The organism is Citrobacter portucalensis, from assembly GCF_023374935.1.
In the GTDB taxonomy this organism is placed as follows: domain Bacteria; phylum Pseudomonadota; class Gammaproteobacteria; order Enterobacterales; family Enterobacteriaceae; genus Citrobacter; species Citrobacter portucalensis.
Genome location: NZ_CP092466.1, coordinates 2755847 through 2772945, shown reverse-complemented (window position 1 = coordinate 2772945; position 17099 = coordinate 2755847). Strand labels below are relative to the sequence as shown.

At 51.8% G+C, this 17099-nt stretch carries 20 protein-coding genes and 1 pseudogene; 10 read left to right on the top strand and 11 right to left on the bottom strand.

The features are described 5' to 3' along the window. Positions 1 to 78 precede the first annotated feature (78 nt). Positions 79 to 1011, top strand: coding sequence for a DNA-binding transcriptional activator PunR (punR, locus tag LY264_RS13480; RefSeq protein WP_003029215.1), 933 nt, complete (start codon positions 79 to 81; stop codon positions 1009 to 1011). Here the strand turns inward: punR and purR are convergent. Beyond that, positions 1008 to 2033 (bottom strand): HTH-type transcriptional repressor PurR, encoded by a 1026-nt coding sequence (gene purR / locus LY264_RS13475; protein WP_048226619.1) that lies wholly within the window; start codon positions 2031 to 2033, stop codon positions 1008 to 1010. The genes punR and purR overlap by 4 nt on opposite strands. 297 nt (positions 2034 to 2330) lie before the next feature. Here purR and cydH point away from each other — a divergent pair, with 297 nt between their 5' ends. Beyond that, positions 2331 to 2420, top strand: a complete 90-nt coding sequence (gene cydH, locus LY264_RS13470; RefSeq protein ID WP_003029209.1) for a cytochrome bd-I accessory subunit CydH — start codon at positions 2331 to 2333, stop codon at positions 2418 to 2420. Positions 2421 to 2595: 175 nt separating this feature from the next. Next, positions 2596 to 3765, top strand: a complete 1170-nt coding sequence (locus LY264_RS13465) for an MFS transporter (protein WP_008784665.1) — start codon at positions 2596 to 2598, stop codon at positions 3763 to 3765. Between the two features lie 39 nt (positions 3766 to 3804). Here the strand turns inward: LY264_RS13465 and sodB are convergent, their stop codons facing one another. Both sodB and LY264_RS13455 read right to left on the bottom strand, forming a co-directional pair. Further along, positions 3805 to 4386 carry a superoxide dismutase [Fe] gene (sodB, locus tag LY264_RS13460; RefSeq protein ID WP_003029205.1) on the bottom strand — a complete coding sequence of 194 codons (582 nt, stop codon included), beginning with the start codon at positions 4384 to 4386 and terminating at the stop codon, positions 3805 to 3807. A 127-nt stretch (positions 4387 to 4513) separates the two neighbouring features. Beyond that, positions 4514 to 5344: a C40 family peptidase gene (locus LY264_RS13455; RefSeq protein WP_048226617.1), complete on the bottom strand. Its 831-nt coding sequence runs from the start codon at positions 5342 to 5344 to the stop codon at positions 4514 to 4516. A 334-nt stretch (positions 5345 to 5678) separates the two neighbouring features. Here LY264_RS13455 and grxD point away from each other — a divergent pair, with 334 nt between their 5' ends. Beyond that, positions 5679 to 6026 carry a monothiol glutaredoxin 4 gene (grxD, locus tag LY264_RS13450; RefSeq protein ID WP_003832760.1) on the top strand — a complete coding sequence of 116 codons (348 nt, stop codon included), beginning with the start codon at positions 5679 to 5681 and terminating at the stop codon, positions 6024 to 6026. A gap of 53 nt (positions 6027 to 6079) precedes the next feature. On the opposite strand, the gene rnt is transcribed toward grxD, so the two are convergent. From rnt to LY264_RS13430, 4 genes are all read right to left on the bottom strand, one after another. Further along, entirely contained in the window at positions 6080 to 6727 is a 648-nt protein-coding gene (gene rnt / locus LY264_RS13445) for a ribonuclease T (RefSeq protein ID WP_048226615.1), read from the bottom strand. Between the two features lie 95 nt (positions 6728 to 6822). After that, positions 6823 to 7230 (bottom strand): lactoylglutathione lyase, encoded by a 408-nt coding sequence (gene gloA / locus LY264_RS13440; RefSeq protein ID WP_048226613.1) that lies wholly within the window; start codon positions 7228 to 7230, stop codon positions 6823 to 6825. 97 nt (positions 7231 to 7327) lie between these two features. Continuing rightward, on the bottom strand, positions 7328 to 8425 hold the full coding sequence (gene nemA / locus LY264_RS13435; RefSeq protein ID WP_032943320.1) for an alkene reductase: 1098 nt from the start codon (positions 8423 to 8425) through the stop codon (positions 7328 to 7330). 54 nt (positions 8426 to 8479) lie between these two features. Next, positions 8480 to 9079, bottom strand: a complete 600-nt coding sequence (locus LY264_RS13430; RefSeq protein WP_048226611.1) for a TetR/AcrR family transcriptional regulator — start codon at positions 9077 to 9079, stop codon at positions 8480 to 8482. A gap of 101 nt (positions 9080 to 9180) precedes the next feature. Between LY264_RS13430 and LY264_RS13425 the strand changes: the two genes are divergently transcribed. The 3 genes from LY264_RS13425 (at position 9181) to sodC (ending at position 10972) form a co-directional block, all read left to right on the top strand. Beyond that, on the top strand, positions 9181 to 9420 hold the full coding sequence (locus tag LY264_RS13425) for a DUF1289 domain-containing protein (RefSeq protein WP_003832768.1): 240 nt from the start codon (positions 9181 to 9183) through the stop codon (positions 9418 to 9420). A 49-nt stretch (positions 9421 to 9469) separates the two neighbouring features. After that, a complete protein-coding gene (locus tag LY264_RS13420; protein ID WP_048214269.1) occupies positions 9470 to 10366 on the top strand; it encodes an aldo/keto reductase in 897 nt (298 codons plus the stop codon). 81 nt (positions 10367 to 10447) lie between these two features. Further along, on the top strand, positions 10448 to 10972 hold the full coding sequence (sodC, locus tag LY264_RS13415; protein ID WP_048214268.1) for a superoxide dismutase [Cu-Zn] SodC: 525 nt from the start codon (positions 10448 to 10450) through the stop codon (positions 10970 to 10972). Here the strand turns inward: sodC and LY264_RS13410 are convergent. The 3 genes and pseudogenes from LY264_RS13410 to LY264_RS13400 all read right to left on the bottom strand — a co-directional run bounded on the left by LY264_RS13410 (position 10948) and on the right by LY264_RS13400 (position 14087). After that, positions 10948 to 12988: pseudogene (locus tag LY264_RS13410) on the bottom strand (FUSC family protein). The gene sodC and the pseudogene LY264_RS13410 sit on opposite strands and share 25 nt — an antisense overlap. Beyond that, positions 12985 to 13848 (bottom strand): efflux RND transporter periplasmic adaptor subunit, encoded by an 864-nt coding sequence (locus LY264_RS13405; protein ID WP_048214266.1) that lies wholly within the window; start codon positions 13846 to 13848, stop codon positions 12985 to 12987. Before LY264_RS13405 ends, LY264_RS13410 begins: the two are co-directional and overlap by 4 nt. A gap of 2 nt (positions 13849 to 13850) precedes the next feature. Then, on the bottom strand, positions 13851 to 14087 hold the full coding sequence (locus LY264_RS13400; protein ID WP_003029180.1) for a DUF1656 domain-containing protein: 237 nt from the start codon (positions 14085 to 14087) through the stop codon (positions 13851 to 13853). A gap of 192 nt (positions 14088 to 14279) precedes the next feature. Here LY264_RS13400 and slyA point away from each other — a divergent pair, with 192 nt between their 5' ends. Continuing rightward, a complete protein-coding gene (slyA, locus tag LY264_RS13395; protein WP_008784672.1) occupies positions 14280 to 14720 on the top strand; it encodes a transcriptional regulator SlyA in 441 nt (146 codons plus the stop codon). A 46-nt stretch (positions 14721 to 14766) separates the two neighbouring features. Here slyA and slyB read toward each other — a convergent pair whose 3' ends face one another. After that, positions 14767 to 15234, bottom strand: a complete 468-nt coding sequence (slyB, locus tag LY264_RS13390) for an outer membrane lipoprotein SlyB (RefSeq protein WP_003029175.1) — start codon at positions 15232 to 15234, stop codon at positions 14767 to 14769. A 274-nt stretch (positions 15235 to 15508) separates the two neighbouring features. On the opposite strand from slyB, the gene anmK reads away from it, so the two are divergent. Both anmK and mliC read left to right on the top strand, forming a co-directional pair. Beyond that, the gene (anmK, locus tag LY264_RS13385) at positions 15509 to 16630 is read left to right on the top strand and encodes an anhydro-N-acetylmuramic acid kinase (protein WP_048226609.1); all 1122 of its coding nucleotides are present in this window, start codon (positions 15509 to 15511) and stop codon (positions 16628 to 16630) included. A gap of 87 nt (positions 16631 to 16717) precedes the next feature. Then, positions 16718 to 17047 carry a C-type lysozyme inhibitor gene (gene mliC / locus LY264_RS13380; RefSeq protein ID WP_122984011.1) on the top strand — a complete coding sequence of 110 codons (330 nt, stop codon included), beginning with the start codon at positions 16718 to 16720 and terminating at the stop codon, positions 17045 to 17047. The last annotated feature ends 52 nt before the right edge of the window (positions 17048 to 17099 follow it).

Here is a 17099-nt window from a genome sequence, read left to right as displayed (position 1 = left end):
GCTGAGTGTAGTGAGTGTAATTCTCGCTGTGAAACGCTAATATTTGCTTACTGATTTCAAATTTTTTGCAGGCAGAATATGTGGTCGGAATATTCACTTGAAGTGGTTGATGCGGTTGCGCGTAACGGCAGTTTTAGTTCGGCCGCGCAGGAGCTGCACCGTGTACCTTCGGCGGTAAGCTACACCGTGCGCCAGCTGGAAGAGTGGCTGGCGGTGCCACTTTTTGAGCGACGCCATCGGGATGTGGAATTAACGCCTGCCGGGGCATGGTTTTTAAAAGAAGGCCGCTCTGTTATCAAAAAAATGCAGATCACGCGCCAGCAATGTCAGCAAATTGCCAACGGCTGGCGCGGACAGCTGGCGATCGCCGTCGATAACATTGTCCGCCCGGATCGTACCCGACAGATGATCGTGGATTTCTACCGTCACTTTGATGATGTGGAGTTGTTAGTTTTTCAGGAAGTGTTTAACGGCGTGTGGGACGCACTGTCTGATGGGCGTGTGGAGCTGGCCATCGGGGCCACACAGGCCATTCCGGTCGGGGGGCGCTATACCTTCCGCGATATGGGAATGCTGAGCTGGAGCTGCGTGGTAGCCAGCCATCATCCACTAGCGTCAATGCCTGGACCGTTAAGTGATGACACGTTGCGCAACTGGCCGTCACTGGTGCGCGAAGATACCTCCCGAACATTGCCGAAGCGTATTACCTGGCTGCTGGACAACCAAAAGCGCGTCGTCGTGCCGGACTGGGAATCTTCTGCGACCTGTTTGTCCGCGGGATTGTGCGTGGGCATGGTACCGACGCATTTTGCCAAGCCGTGGATCGATAGCGGTAAATGGGTTGCGCTGCAACTGGAGAACCCTTTTCCTGATGCCGCATGCTGCCTGACATGGCAGCAGAACGATACGTCACCGGCATTGAGTTGGCTGCTGGACTATTTAGGAGATAGTGAAACGTTGAACAAGGAATGGCTGCGGGAGCCAGATGAGACTCCCGCACAACAGGCTTAACGGCGGTAATCGCGGAACGGACCGTCGGCAACGGAGCGACGCTCAACCAGGCGTGGATGCACTTCGATAGACTGTGACTCTTCACGTTTATTCACGATACGGTCTAACAGCATGTTGAAGGCCGTTTCACCCAGTGAATCCTTCGGCTGGTGAATGGTCGTCAAGGCCGGCGTGAAGAAGCGGGCGTTGCGCACGTTGTCGTAGCCGATGAGTGAGACATCCTGCGGTACGCGCAGTCCCATTTCGTCAGCGGCGCACAGCGCACCCATTGCCATAATATCGCCACCGCAGAAGACCGCGGTCGGACGATGAGACTGCGACAGAATTTGCTGCATGGCGCGGTAGCCGGATTCAGGCTCAAAATCGCCCTGGACAATCCAGTTTTCAGGCACTTTAATCAGCGCTTCTTCCATCGCTTTCATAAAGCCAGCCAGACGCCCGGCCCCGGTGTTACGTTCCATTGGGCCAGGGATCACGCCAATCTCACGATGACCGCGTTCTACCAGATACCGGCCCGCCATGTAACCGCCTTCGAAGGCGTTATCAATGACCGTATCAGTAAAGTCGGCTTTTGCTTCGCCCCAGTCCATGACGACCATCGGGATATGGCGATACTCTCCGAGCATCGAAAGCAGCGACTCCGGATACTCAGAACACATCACCAGCAGACCATCAACGCGCTTTTGCGCCATCATCGACAGATAAGCCTGCTGTTTTTCGAGACTGTTCCATGCGTTACCCAGGATCAGGGTATAGCCTTTCTGGAAACAGTTTTTCTCAACGGCTTCGATAATTTCGGCGAAATAGGCCGCTTCGCTGCTGGTCGCCAGCAAGCCGATAGACTTGGTGTGATTTACCTTCAGGCTGCGGGCAACTGCGCTCGGAGAATAGTGCAGTTCTTTGATTGCTGCCCAGACAGCATTACGTGTTTCTTCCGCGACAAAGCGCGTCTTGTTAATTACGTGTGATACGGTTGTAGTGGAAACGTTTGCTCGCTTCGCTACATCTTTAATTGTTGCCATTACATCTCACTCCAGACCATATCCTAAGCTCCTGAGAATACTCCAGGTAAACGTTTGCCTTTACACACCCTTATCGCAACGTAAGGGTTGCGGCACGCCGGGAAAACGACACGGAACGTCAGGAAGGGGTCAATGGCCGGTACGCTAATCAAGTAAGCGTGGAATTTTGTCTGATCTTAACGAAAAGGGGAAGAGTTAAAAGCAGTTATCAATATAAATCGTGAGAGATTTTTGCTTTCAAGTGTGTAAAAATGCGCAATATCACTTTTTGTGTGGGAATAAAAAGGAGAAAACTTGATGAGCACCGATCTGAAATTTTCGTTAGTGACTACCATTATTGTTCTGGGTTTGATCGTCGCGGGTGGTCTGACCGCAGCGCTGCATTGATTTCCCCGAGGGAGTTAGCTCTCCCTCATCCCTTCGACTCGTTTTTCCCCGCTATTGTTTGCGAATAAGCAAAAGTCTTTTGCAGTTTTGTTAACTTTATTAATTTTGCGATCAATGTCATGCTTTTGACTCTTATTTTATGTCGTGCCACGGCTCGACGATATGGAGTCGAAATATGAAAATCAATTACCCTTTACTGGCGCTGGCAATCGGGGCGTTTGGTATTGGCACCACCGAGTTTTCGCCAATGGGGTTGTTGCCCGTCATTGCCAAAGGTGTGGACGTCTCGATTCCGGCGGCTGGCATGCTGATCAGCGCTTATGCGGTAGGTGTGATGGTAGGTGCACCGCTGATGACATTGCTGCTGTCTCATCGTGCGCGACGTAATGCTTTGATATTCCTGATGGCGATTTTCACGCTGGGTAATGTTCTTTCGGCTATCTCGCCGGATTACACCACGCTGATGCTATCGCGTATTTTGACCAGTCTTAACCATGGAGCCTTTTTTGGTCTCGGTTCTGTGGTTGCAGCCAGTGTGGTACCCAAACATAAGCAGGCCAGCGCCGTGGCAACGATGTTTATGGGGTTAACCATCGCCAATATTGGCGGCGTTCCGGCGGCGACCTGGCTTGGTGAAACCATCGGCTGGCGCATGTCGTTTATGGCCACTGCGGGGCTGGGCGTCATTGCGATGGTCAGCCTGTTCTTCTCATTACCCAAGGGTGGAGCAGGAGAGCGCCCGGATGTCCGAAGCGAACTGGCGGTGTTGATGCGCCCACAGGTGTTGTCGGCGTTACTGACTACCGTACTGGGTGCAGGGGCGATGTTCACGCTGTATACCTACATCTCGCCGGTTCTGCATACTATCACTCATGCTACACCGGCATTTGTTACCGGGATGCTGGTGTTGATAGGCGTTGGCTTCTCGATCGGTAACTATTTTGGCGGCAAACTGGCTGACCGTTCAGTCAACGGTACGCTGAAAGGCTTTTTACTGCTGCTGATGGTTATTATGCTGGCCATTCCTTTCCTTGCGCGTAATGAGCTGGGAGCGGCGGTCAGTATGGTGGTCTGGGGCGCGGCGACGTTTGCGGTCGTTCCACCGTTGCAGATGCGTGTGATGCGCGTTGCCAGCGAAGCGCCTGGATTATCATCGTCAGTCAATATTGGCGCGTTTAATCTGGGGAACGCTCTGGGGGCTGCGGCCGGTGGGGCGGTGATATCTGGCGGCCTGGGCTACAGTTTTGTACCGGTGATGGGGGCGATTGTGGCGGGTCTTGCGCTGCTACTGGTGTTCATTTCCGCAAGAAGACAGCCTGAAGAGGCTTTCACTACCGCGAATTAATGCAAAAACGCAGAAGGAAGTCCTTCTGCGTTATCTTTTTTATGCTGCGAAGTTCTTCGCAACAAATTCCCAGTTCACCAGTGCCCAGAAATGTTCCAGGTAGCCAGGACGGGCATTGCGATAATCGATGTAGTAGGCGTGTTCCCATACGTCAACGGTCATCAGCGGCGTCGCGTCGGTAGTCAGCGGAGTACCTGCGTTGGAGGTGGAGACGATAGCCAGTTTGCCATCCGTTCCTTTTACCAGCCAGGTCCAGCCAGAACCGAAGTTTTTGATAGCGGCATCGGTGAACTGCGCTTTGAAATCTGCAAAGCTGCCAAAGGAGGCGGCAATTGCATCAGCCAGTTTACCGGTCGGTTCACCACCTGCGTTTGGTGCCAGGCAGTTCCAGTAGAACGTGTGGTTCCATACTTGTGCTGCGTTATTGAATACACCGCCTTCAGAGCTACGAACGATCTCTTCCAGTGATTTGCCTTCAAACGCCGTGCCTTTAATCAGATTGTTCAGATTGGTCACGTAGGTTTGATGGTGTTTGCCATAGTGATATTCCAGCGTTTCGGCAGAAATGTGCGGTGCCAGAGCATCTTTGGCATACGGTAATGCAGGTAATTCAAACGACATTGCTTCTCTCCTTATTATTTATATTGAGTACACACAATAGCCTCATTGTGAGTAAGGATAGGGTAGCAAATTGAAAGGTTATGCAAAAGAAGAACTTACCCTACAGCATGTTCTGTAGGGTAAGTTTTTAGCGAATTGTTTTTGGCGTCATTACCCGACGAGCGCCCACATAGTGGCGCTGCCAGTAATCTTCGCTCAGAGAGGTGATTTGAATTTCCTGCCCGCTGCGCGGTGACTGAATAAACTTACCGTTGCCGACGTAGACGCCGACGTGATCGGCTGTTCCGCGACCCTGGGTACGAAAGAATACCAGATCACCATTTTTCAGTTCGCCACGTTCAATTGGTGCGGCATCACGCAGATGGTACATTTCATTCGCGGTACGCGGAATGCGGAACTTCACCAGATCTTTATAGGCGTAATAAACCAGACCGCTGCAGTCAAACCCGGTTCTTGGCGAGGAGCCGCCCCAACGATAAGGTTTGCCGATTTGGTTCATCAAGGTGGACATAGCGGTTTTAGTCGCTTTCTGCACTTTCACTTTATGTGCGTCAGCAAGCGTAGTCGGTGCAGTGGTTTTCACCTTCACGCAGCGTGGTTTATGACCTTTGCGCGGTGTGCATTTTTCCGTCCAGGTAACGGCTGCGGTTTGTGCTGCGGCAGTTTTACCACGGCGATTTGCAGTTTTAGTCGACTTTGCCGGAGCGGCTGTGCGTTTTTTAGAAGAGGAAGCGGTTTTGGTGCTGGTTTTGCTGGTGGTCTTTGTCGCCGTTTTCTTGCTGGTCTTTGTTGTTTTTTGGCTGGTTGTTGCGCTTTTCTTTTTATCTACCGTCTTGAGTGGGTGAGTACTGGTAGGTGTCGTCCTGGCCTGCTTGGAAGCATGAGCCATAGGCGTAAAAGGCAGTGTAGTAAAAAGCAAAGCACAGAGCGTGATCGAGATTCGGTTTATCCGCGCCACTGAGCAGTCCTCTGGTAAGGCAGGTCTATCGTGCCTGCGTGTGATTTTCAAAACTTGACGATTCTAATCTATAGAAAGAGGGAAAGTTAATAGCTTTTTTTGTTTAAAACTATGTTTCGTAACCGACCGCAAAAAAAAACAGCAATTAACGTTTGAGTTGGTGAACGGATAATCAAATCCACATGTTTGAAGGGGATAAGTGAGATTGTGAATGCAACTTTTAGCGTCAGGGGATAAAATAATAACGCGTAATGAAAATGTTATTTTCCGTTGCCTGTCTGACCCGTTACAATGTCAGACTACTGCCGTAAAAGAAGTTTAAGGAAGCAAGATAATGAGCACCACTATCGAAAAAATCCAGCGCCAGATCGCTGAAAACCCGATTCTCCTGTACATGAAAGGTTCCCCTAAACTGCCAAGCTGCGGTTTCTCCGCACAGGCTGTGCAGGCGCTGTCAGCCTGTGGTGAACGCTTTGCTTACGTTGATATTCTGCAGAACCCGGATATTCGCGCCGAACTGCCGAAATACGCAAACTGGCCGACCTTCCCGCAACTGTGGGTTGATGGTGAACTGGTTGGCGGTTGTGACATTTTGATCGAAATGTACCAGCGCGGTGAGTTGCAGCAGCTGATTAAAGAAACAGCAGCGAAATACAAAACCGAAGAGCCGGACGCTGAGTAATACCAGCAGAAGTAAAAAAGCGACCTGAAATGGTCGCTTTTTTTATGTCGCCGTTACGCTTCTTCAGGCACGGGAAGAGGCCAACCGCCGAGACGTTTCCAGCGGTTAACGATTTCGCAAAACAGCACGGCCGTACGTTCGGTGTCATACAGCGCCGAGTGCGCCTGATTCCCGTCAAACTCCATTCCCGCCGCCAGGCACGCTTTTGACAACACAGTCTGCCCCAGTGACAGGCCGCTTAATGCCGCCGTATCAAAGGTGACAAATGGATGGAACGGATTACGTTTGAGCGAGGCGCGTTCTGCCGCCGCCATCATAAAACCGTGGTCGAACGTAGCGTTATGCGCCACCATGATTGCCCGATTGCAGCCGCTGTCTTTAATGCCTTTACGCACCATTTTGAAGATGGCATGCAAAGCATCATATTCGCTGACCGCACCGCGTAGCGGATTGTTAGGGTCAATACCGTTAAAGGCGAGCGCTTCCGGTTGCAAATTGGCACCTTCAAACGGCTCTACGTGGAAATGTAACGTCGTGTCCGGCATCAGCCAGCCTTGTTCATCCATTTTCAGTGTGATGGCGGCAATCTCAAGCAGCGCATCGGTTTTGGCATTGAACCCTGCGGTTTCGACATCAATGACGACAGGATAAAAACCACGAAAACGGTCACACAGACCGGAAAGTTGAGCGTTATCGGACATCTGGGTCTCTTAATACGGGAAAATTGCAGCGCGTATTATGGCAAAATGATGAGTATAAAACTATGGGCACAGACGATCTGCGCCCGAGGGGGTGATTAATCGCCCAAGCCGCGCCCGGCGTCTTTCTCTTCGATCAACTCAATTTTGTAGCCGTCCGGATCGTCAACGAACGCAATCACTGTGGTGCCGCCTTTTACTGGACCTGCTTCACGCGTTACGTTACCGCCATTCTGGCGAATACGTTCACAGGCTTCAGCCGCGTTGTCTACGCTCAGGGCGATATGGCCATAGGCAGTACCCAGATCATACTTGTCGACACCCCAGTTATAGGTCAGTTCGATTACTGCTTCACTGGTTTCAGGACCGTAGCCGACAAAAGCCAGAGAGTACTTGTATTCAGGGTTTTCGCTGGTACGCAGCAGCTTCATGCCCAGCACGTTGGTATAAAACTCGATGGAACGCTGCAGGTCACCCACGCGCAGCATGGTATGGAGTAAACGCATCTTTTTCCCCTTCGAAAATGGCTAATACATTCAAAATGTTGTTTTAGTATAGCGGCGTTGTTACGCCGCTATCAATGGCAGAACGGAGATTGTGACGTTAGAGGGTAGGATAGTCGGTGTAACCTTCCGCGCCGCCGCCGTAGAAGCTCTCGGCACGTTGCGGATTCAGTTCTGCTTTGCGTTGCAGACGCGCCACCAGATCCGGGTTAGCAATATAGGCGCGACCAAAAGCAACGGCGTCGATCAGACCTTTCTCGATCAGCGCTTCTGCTTTTTCTGGGGTGTAAGCACCAGCACCAATGATAGGGCCGTGGAAGCGCGCGCGCACTTTTTCGCGGAACGCATCGGAATACGGCTCGCCACCGGCCCAGTCCGGCTCAGACATGTGCAGGTAAGCGATTCCACGCTTGCCCAATTGTTCAATCAGATACAGCGCATCGGCTTCTTCGTTCGGACCATTGTCTACGTTCTGGAAAGTGCCAATCGGGGAGACGCGAATACCAATGCGATCGGCACCCCATTCTTTAATACCGGCATCAACCACTTCCAGCACCAGACGCGCACGATTTTCGACGCTGCCACCGTATTGATCGGTACGCTGGTTAGACGTTGGCGACAGGAACTGGTGCAGCAGGTAGCCGTGGGCAGAGTGCAGTTCAACCATATCGAAACCCGCTTCGCGCGCATTTGCTATCGCCTGACGGAAGTCATTAACGATGCCCGGAATCTCTTCAGTTTCCAGCGCGCGTGGCATTGAGGTATCGGCACGCGTTGCCAGGCCGTTTTCATCGCGCAGCGAGGTGCGGGTTCCAGCGCTAATCGCAGAAGGTGCAACTGGAGCTTGACCGTTTGGCTGCAGACTGGCGTGAGAGATGCGTCCAGTGTGCCACAACTGGACAGCAATATGACCTTGCTCAGCGTGTACGGCAGCAGTGATTTTCTTCCATGCGGCAATTTGCGCTTCGCTATGTAAGCCGGGTGCTCCGGCATAGCCTTTCGCCTGTGCGGAAATCTGCGTCGCTTCGCTGATGATAAGCCCCGCGCTGGCGCGTTGACGGTAATACTCGGCCATCAGCGGAGTAGGGATGTCGCCAGGCTCAATACTGCGCAGACGCGTCAGTGGCGCCATAAATACGCGGTTTGCTGCCGTAATAGCACCCACTTTCAGTGGGGAAAACAGTTTTTCAGATGACATGTGGCACTCCTGAATAGACCGGTCGTCTAGTAATAAAGAAAATAAAAACGCCTGTTAAACGGCAGGCGTTGTGATGATGTTTTTAACGTGCGCCAGCGCGTTTTCCAGCGGAGTGGCGCTACGAGAAATCTTGGCCTGCAGGTTTGCGCCAAGCCACAGCGCATACAGTACCTGCGCCTGCTGTAACGACTCGCCAACAAAGGACAGACAATGGCTGGCCTGACCTTTCTCCAGCGCCTGCGCTAACAGCACAATAATGTGCCGCGCGCCTTTATCCATCGCAGTGCGCATATCTTCTGACAGATCGCACACTTCGGCAGACAGTTTTACTGTTAAACAGCCGCTAATAATGCCGTGCTGACTAAACTGATTCAGGGTTTCCTGATAGTAGGCCAGAATGCGGTCGCGATAGTTTCCCGCTCCCGTATCAAAGTGCGTAGCCAGTCGCCGATGATAGGCCGCATAGTGGCGTTCCAGCATCGCGACACCGAACGCTTCTTTAGAGCGAAAATAATGATAAAACGAACCTTTGGGTACTTCAGCGGTTTTCAGTAGTTCGCTTAAACCCATGCCGGTGAAGCCGCGCTGCATACACAGCAGTTCGCCAGTCGCCAGCAGATGTTCGCGTGTATCGTGTTCAGTGATTTTGTTCATGAAAAGGAGTGTAATAGACCAGTCGGTCTAATGCAATAGCGCTTGCGAGAAATTCAGTTAACGTCTTCAATAAGTATATCAATCTTATTAAAGGAGGGGATGTGGCCGAACAGCTGGAGTTTTTCCCCGTCCAGAGCCCATGCCGTGGAATATGTCAGTCTGACGAACGCGGCTTTTGTCGTGGCTGTTTTCGCAGTCGGGATGAGCGTTTTAACTGGCAAAAGATGAGCGATACCCAAAAGCAGGAAGTGCTGCGGCTTTGTCGTCAGCGCCTGATGCGTAAATTACGTGCAAATAAAGCCAATCCTTCGGAAGAACCGCAACAACCTTCACTCTTTTAAAAGCGTAATTGCGTATACTCGAGGCACATTCACTTAAAAGGAAGCTGCTATGGTTCAGCGTATTACTATTGCGCCGCAAGGCCCGGAATTTTCTCGCTTTGTGATGGGGTACTGGCGCCTGATGGACTGGAATATGTCCGCGCGCCAGCTAGTCAGCTTTATTGAAGAGCATCTGGATCTTGGCGTGACCACCGTCGATCACGCCGATATTTACGGTGGATACCAGTGTGAAGCGGCGTTTGGTGAGGCAATGAAACTGGCTCCGCATTTGCGTGAAAAAATGCAGATTGTGACTAAATGCGGGATCGCGACGACGGCGCGCGCGGAAAATGCGCTGGGCCACTACATCACCGACAGTGCACATATTATTGCCAGTGCGGAAGAGTCGCTGAAGCTGCTGGCGACCGATCATATTGATCTGCTGCTGATCCACCGTCCCGATCCGCTTATGGATGCTGACGATGTCGCCGACGCTTTTAAAAAATTGCACCATAGTGGCAAAGTGCGTCACTTTGGCGTCTCCAACTTCACCCCGGCACAGTTCTCATTGCTGCAATCGCGTCTGCCGTTTACTCTGGCGACCAACCAGGTAGAAATTTCACCAGTACATCAGCCGCTCCTGTTGGATGGTACTTTAGATCAACTGCAACAGCTGCGCATTCGCCCGATGGCCTGGTCCTGTCTCGGCGGTGGTCGCCTGTTTAATGATGATGCTTTCCAGCCTTTACGTAATGAGCTTGCTGTGATCGCTGAAGAGTTGAATGCGCAATCTATTGAGCAGGTGGTATACGCCTGGATTTTACGTCTGCCGTCTCAGCCGCTGCCGATTATTGGCTCAGGAAAAATAGAGCGCGTACGTGCTGCCATTGAGTCTGAGTCGCTGAACATGTCTCGCCAGCAATGGTTCCGCATTCGTAAAGCGGCGCTGGGTTACGACGTACCCTAATCGCGTTTTTGGCGCATCTCCGTTCAAAATTGTGTCACTGGTTTACACTTAACAATCAGACACCTTTTGGACGGAGGTCTTATGAAGCGTTTGAGTTTGGCCATCATCACTCTACTCGCCTGTGCAGGTGCGCAGGCTGCCAGTGAAGAAAAAGTGACGATGAATCTGGTCACGTCGCAAGGCGTCGGCCAGGCGATTGGTACGGTCACTATTGCTGAAACCGCAAAGGGGCTGGAGTTTACGCCCGATCTGAAAGCGTTGCCGCCAGGTGAACATGGCTTCCATGTGCATATGAACGGCAGCTGCCAACCCGCGATTAAAGAAGGGAAAGCCTCAGCCGCAGAATCGGCTGGTGGCCATTATGATCCGCATCAAACCGGCAAACATGAAGGCCCGGAAGGTGCAGGTCATATGGGCGACCTGCCGCTATTGGTGGTGAATAACGACGGTAACGCCACAACGCCGGTCGTTGCGCCGCGGCTTAAAACGCTCGATGAGGTTAAAGGTAAGGCGCTGATGATCCATGTGGGCGGCGATAATATGTCCGATCAACCGAAACCGCTTGGCGGTGGCGGAGCGCGCTACGCCTGTGGTGTTATCAAATAATCAACGACTGAGAGTGCCCGGCGGCGGCGCCTGTTCGAGTTGTGAAAGCGAGCAGTGTAGCCGCCAGACCAGTGCCGACAGTTCCTGCGCAGCGGGTTGATGATGGTGGGCAAGCGTATCGCAGATGCGCTGTAGCTCATTCAGCGTGGCATTAAGTGGTCGTTGCTGGACGCCACGTTCGCTCATGACATCGCGCAGCAGCGAGATACACACGTCCCTGACGCGAGCCAGCGGATCGGAACGCGCCTCCCAGGTGCGCAGTTGCCACACCACGTGCGAGCAGTTCAGCAATACGACCCCCCAACGTAGTAACCAGCGTCGCGCCAGCGCATCCTGACTGTTGCTGAGCTGGCTGACGTGATGATAGGTCAGCGATTCAAATTCGTTTTCACTCAGTGATGGATGTCGGCTGAGCTGATCGACAAAATCCCGGCGCAGGGCGCGAATATGGCGGCGACTTTTCCGTGCATCCGATCCGGGCCGCAGAATGGCGAAGGCCAGCCATGACAGCGCCACGCCGGTGATTTTCGCCATATTGTCATTCAGGAAATCAGCAAAATCATATACCGGCGGATTGGTCACCGCGATAAACGAACCCATAAATACAATCAGCTGCCCCCAAAGACCTGCCAGGGCAGGCATTTGTAGCTTCAACAGTTGCATGGTGGTGAGTAGTGGGAAGAGAAAGAGAATAAACTGCCAGAGGTCGGAAATTTGCACCATCAGGCCAAACTTAACCACAAAGCTAAATAGCGACAGTAGAACCAGCGTACGCATCAGCAAAGAAAGCGACTTGAACGGTGTGGCAACGGCGGAATACAGCACACTGCTGATCGCGGCGAGCGTGAGTGCGCCAGAGCCTGATTCCCATTGTGCACCAATGCTCCATGCGCCGATAAGCATCAAAGTGCAGAACGTACGCAACCCGCTCCAGATAGCTTCCGCATTATCGGTATGACGGGCAAGTCCCGGCGTGCGGGCGATATTAATACGCTCGGCGGTAACACCATTTTCCAGTAAATGCAGATAATGACTGCTGCGCAGGTAGAGCCGACAAAAATAACGCAGTCGTTGCCAGAAGGCGACGTGTCGATAGTCGCGGGCATCGACGGGCCGCAGCGGGGCAATAATACATGCGACGGTGTAGCTATTCGCATTGGATTTTATTAGTTCGCTGAGCAACTGCTCGATGATTTCCCGGGTGTTGGACGGGGGATTAGGCCAGTTCAGCAGCATCCTGCGCAGACTGGAAATCACGCTGGTCATCCGTAACTGCTGGTGCAACAGCGAATTGAGCAAAGCATTCTGGCGACGAAAGCGGTAATGACTCCAGAATGCCTGAATACGCAGCAGGTTCATGGTCAGAATCTGCCCGATAACACCTTCATGGGCTGTGCGAATGGCATCCGTGGTTTCTGGTTGCCAGAGTAGACTGGCATGTTCCAGTAAACGTGAATGCATGTTTTTCAATGCAGTCAGTAACGTGGTGCCATCGGAGGTGCTGGGCAGGATCATCATCATCACGCCGCCACACAGGATACCGACGATGACTTCACACACGCGTGCCTGCGCGATATCCCATAACTGCGTAATTTCCACGGTATTGACCATGGGAAACGCAATGATCGCCGCCGTATAACCCGCCAGTTGAAAGGCGTAGGCAACGTTATTGGTGAAGTGCGCGCATGCCCAGGTACAAAAACCGATCCACACTGACATGCTCAGCAAAAACAGCCACGGCTCATTGAGAGTATGACCGGCAATAATCAATGCGGCGGTGGCTCCCAGTAGGCTACCCGCCACGCGACCCAGACTTTTGCTGATAACCCCGCCAACGGTGGGAAAACTAACCACCGCCGCCGAGGTCATCGCCCAGTAGGGCTCGTCCAGATTCAGATAATAAGCAAAAGTTAACGCCAGACACATCGCAATGGTGTTACGCAGCGCATAACGCCACTGTGCCGCTGTGGCTTTAAACCACGGCAAATTGCCTGGTGTCAGGCGGGGCAGTTTCATTTACGCTGGCCGATGGATACGCTGCAGGTTGTACCTGACACAAGCGTGACCTCCCGCGGCAAGGCGTCGAATTCGATGCGTACCGGGACACGCTGCGCCAGACGCACCCACGGCACGTTGGGTTTGATGTCGGGAATCAGGCCGGAATCACTTTCCACACTTTGATCGTAGATGGCACGGCCAATACTGGAAACGTGACCCTGTAACTTTATATTGCCGCTGTAGAGCGTAATCGTCGCCGGTGCGCCTTCTCGAATATGGCGCAATTTGGTTTCTTCAAAATACCCCATCACATAAAAAGAGTGACTGTCGACAAGGGCAAACAGGGGCTTACCGGTTGAGGCGTAATCACCGGTACGGGTAGACAGGTTTGTGACCCAGCCCGCCACGGGGGATTTGACCACCGTTTGCGTCAGTTGCCACTGGGCCTGACGCAGACTGGCTTCTGCTGCTTCAACGCTTGCCTGCATGGCTTTCACGTTGAGATTTGCGGTATCCAGATCCTCGGCTGAGATGTAATTTTGCGATAAATGACGGCGGCGGTTGGCTTCGTTATTGGCTTTCGCCAGGTCAGACTGCGCTTTTGCCAGTTGCGCTTGCGCATTCAGTTCAGCAATGTGAAATGGCGTCTTGTCGATAATAAAAAGGACATCGCCTTTATTCACAAACTGGTTATCTTTTACATAGAGTTCGCTAATGCTGCCTGACACCTGCGGCGTGATGCTGACCTGCTCAGCGCGTACTTTGCCATCACGTGTCCAGGGCGACTGCATATAGTAATTCCACATCCACCATCCGGCGAAAACTGCGATTGCAGCGACTATAATAGTGGAGAAGTATTTAACGGTTTTAAGCGACATAATCACCACGCTATCAGCATAACAAAGGCCAGACATACGCAAAGCGTAAAGAGTGACAGATCCATTAGCAGGGGATGCCAGATTTCGCCGGAGTAAATCCAGTCGCGCAGCAGGCGATGAACAACCAGCCAGAGAATAAATCCTGCTACAATCGCCTTGAAAACAGGAGGAAAGTAGACAGATGCGCCGATCATTAAATCTTGTAGGGGCAATCCTGTTGCATTAAACATAAACTTCACGGGCAAAATCCTTGGCGGAAGAGAGCATTGCTATAGGTTTAGCAAAAAAGGGACAATGAGTCTCCGTAACGCATAATGTCTGAAAAAATGTCAGCCGGTAAGCAAATTTGGCAATACATTTGTTTTGGGAATACAAATGCTGCACACTATTCTAAAATCAGCACAATAACTTAGCAAGCTAATTATAAGGAGATGAAATTGGAATCGCCATTAGGTTCTGATCTGGCACGGTTGGTGCGCATTTGGCGTGCTCTGATTGACCATCGCCTGAAACCTCTGGAGTTGACGCAGACGCATTGGGTTACGCTGCACAACATTCATCAGTTGCCGCCGGATCAATCGCAGATTCAGTTGGCTAAAGCGATTGGCATCGAGCAGCCTTCGTTGGTACGTACGCTTGACCAGTTGGAAGAAAAGGGACTCATTTCACGACAGACTTGCGCCAGCGATCGTCGAGCTAAGAGAATTAAACTGACAGAGAAGGCTGAGCCGCTGATCGCTGATATGGAAGCGGTGATCAACAAAACACGTGGAGAAATTCTGGAAGGGATTTCAGCTGAGGAAATTGATCTGCTGATTAAGCTGGTTGCTAAACTCGAACACAATATTATTGAACTGCAGTCACAAGGTTGAAACGATAAGTTACGTGTGGCCAGAGCCTGACCACACGTGAATTCGATTAGCGTGGAGACACGGTAACCTGGCTGCCGTTGTTAGCCATAACAACGCGCTGGCCGGCTGAAAACTTGGTCGCACCCTGTTTCTGAACCACCATGATGGTATTACCATCATCCTTACGGATTTCCAGTTCCACACCCTGGGTTTTATTCATCGCACCTTGTACGCCCTGACCCGCTACGCCACCGGCAACTGCGCCTGCAGCCGTCGCTAATGAACGACCCGTACCGCCGCCGACGGTGTTACCAAGGAACCCGCCGAGTACCGCACCACCAATAGCACCAATCACGTTTGCGTCATCGCCACCCTGGATTTGCACCGGACGAACATGAACAATCGTACCGTAGGTAACGTTCTGAACTTGTTTCGCTTCGGATGCGGTATATACGTCGCCTGAAAGGCTGTCATTGTTAACGCAACCCGCTAAAGATACGCCCATTAATGAAACAATCAGCACACGTTTAATCATTTACAAATCTCCTTTGTCACCACGAAACGCTAATAAAGCACCCTTCATGGCTAAATTATATGGCATTTGTGAGCCTGAGGTCACATGTTCTACTGGAACAATATGAAAATCTTAACCGAAATCGGATCAACCGAGTATAAACGAATCATTCATGTAATTGATGTAATTAAACGATCATTGTAATGATTAGCCACCAAAAATCATTAAGGAAGCATGGCATTAGTCGACACTTTATGGTTGAGTGTCAAGGCTAATTTGCTTAAAAGGATGACCTATGAAATCGGGCCGTTTTATCGGTGTAATGTCTGGAACCAGCCTTGATGGCGTCGATGTTGTGCTGGCGACAATAGATGAAACGATGGTTGCGCAGCAGGCGAGTCTGACCTGGCCCATCCCCATTCATGTTAAACAAGCGATTCTGGATATCTGCCAGGGGCAGCAGCTTACACTTTCTCAGTTTGGTCAGTTAGATGCACAGCTCGGTTATCTATTTGCTGAGGCGGTGAATGCGCTGTTGGCGCAAGAAAAATTGAAACCGCAGGATATCGTTGCGATTGGTTGCCACGGGCAAACTGTGTGGCATGAACCGAACGGTGCTGCGCCGCACACGCTGCAAATTGGTGATAACAACCAGATTGTCGCGCGTACCGGGATAACCGTAGTCGGCGATTTTCGTCGACGTGATATCGCCCTTGGCGGGCAGGGTGCACCGCTCGTTCCCGCGTTTCATCAGGCACTGCTGGCACATCCAACGGAACGGCGAATGGTGTTAAACATCGGCGGGATTGCCAATCTGTCTCTGCTTATTCCGCAACAACCCGTTCGCGGATACGACACTGGGCCGGGCAATATGCTGATGGATGCATGGATCTGGCGGCAATGTGGCCAGCCCTACGACAAAGATGCGCAGTGGGCTATTTCAGGAACGGTGATCCTGCCGTTGCTACAAAATATGCTTAACGATCCTTATTTTTCCGCGTCTGCGCCGAAAAGCACCGGCCGTGAGTATTTTAATTACGGCTGGATAGAGCGTCATCTGGCGCAGTTTCCGGGAATTAGCCCACGAGATGTGCAGGCGACGCTTGCCGAACTGACGGCAGTAACCATTTCAGAGCAGGTCTTATTAAGCGGCGGCTGTGATCGACTCATGGTATGTGGTGGTGGCAGTCGTAATCCGCTGCTGATGATGCGTCTGGCGGCATTATTACCGGGTACAGAGGTTACCTCTACCGATGAAGCCGGGATCAGCGGTGATGATATGGAAGCATTAGCCTTTGCCTGGCTGGCGTGGCGAACGCTGGCCGGATTACCGGGAAATTTACCTTCTGTGACGGGGGCGTCAGAGCCGAGTGTTTTAGGGGCAATTTATCCTGCCAATCCACGAACTCAGAGTTAACTGAAATTATTCAGCGCGGTATGCCGGTAAACTAAGGATATTAGGGAGGGTGCCATTACCCTCCAGGACCAGGAAAGTCTTCAGGATATGGCTATGAAAAAACTGTTGTTAGTGTGTCTGTCCGTACTGCTTAGCGGTTGTAGTGTGTACAACCAGTTTGTCGAGCGTATGCAAACGGATACGCTTGAATACCGCTGCGACGAAAAACCGCTGACGGTGAAGCTGAACAATACCCGCCAGACGGCAAGCTTTGTTTATGATAATCAGCTATTGAACCTCAAACAGGGCGTGTCGGCATCAGGTGCACGTTATACCGATGGTATCTACGTATTTTGGTCTAAAGGCGACGAGGCAACGGTCTATAAACGAGACAGAATAGTGCTAAATAACTGTCAGTTACAGAACCCGAAGCGTTGAGATTTTCACCTGGGCGGCGCACAATAGCGTCACCCACTGACAATCCGTAGCC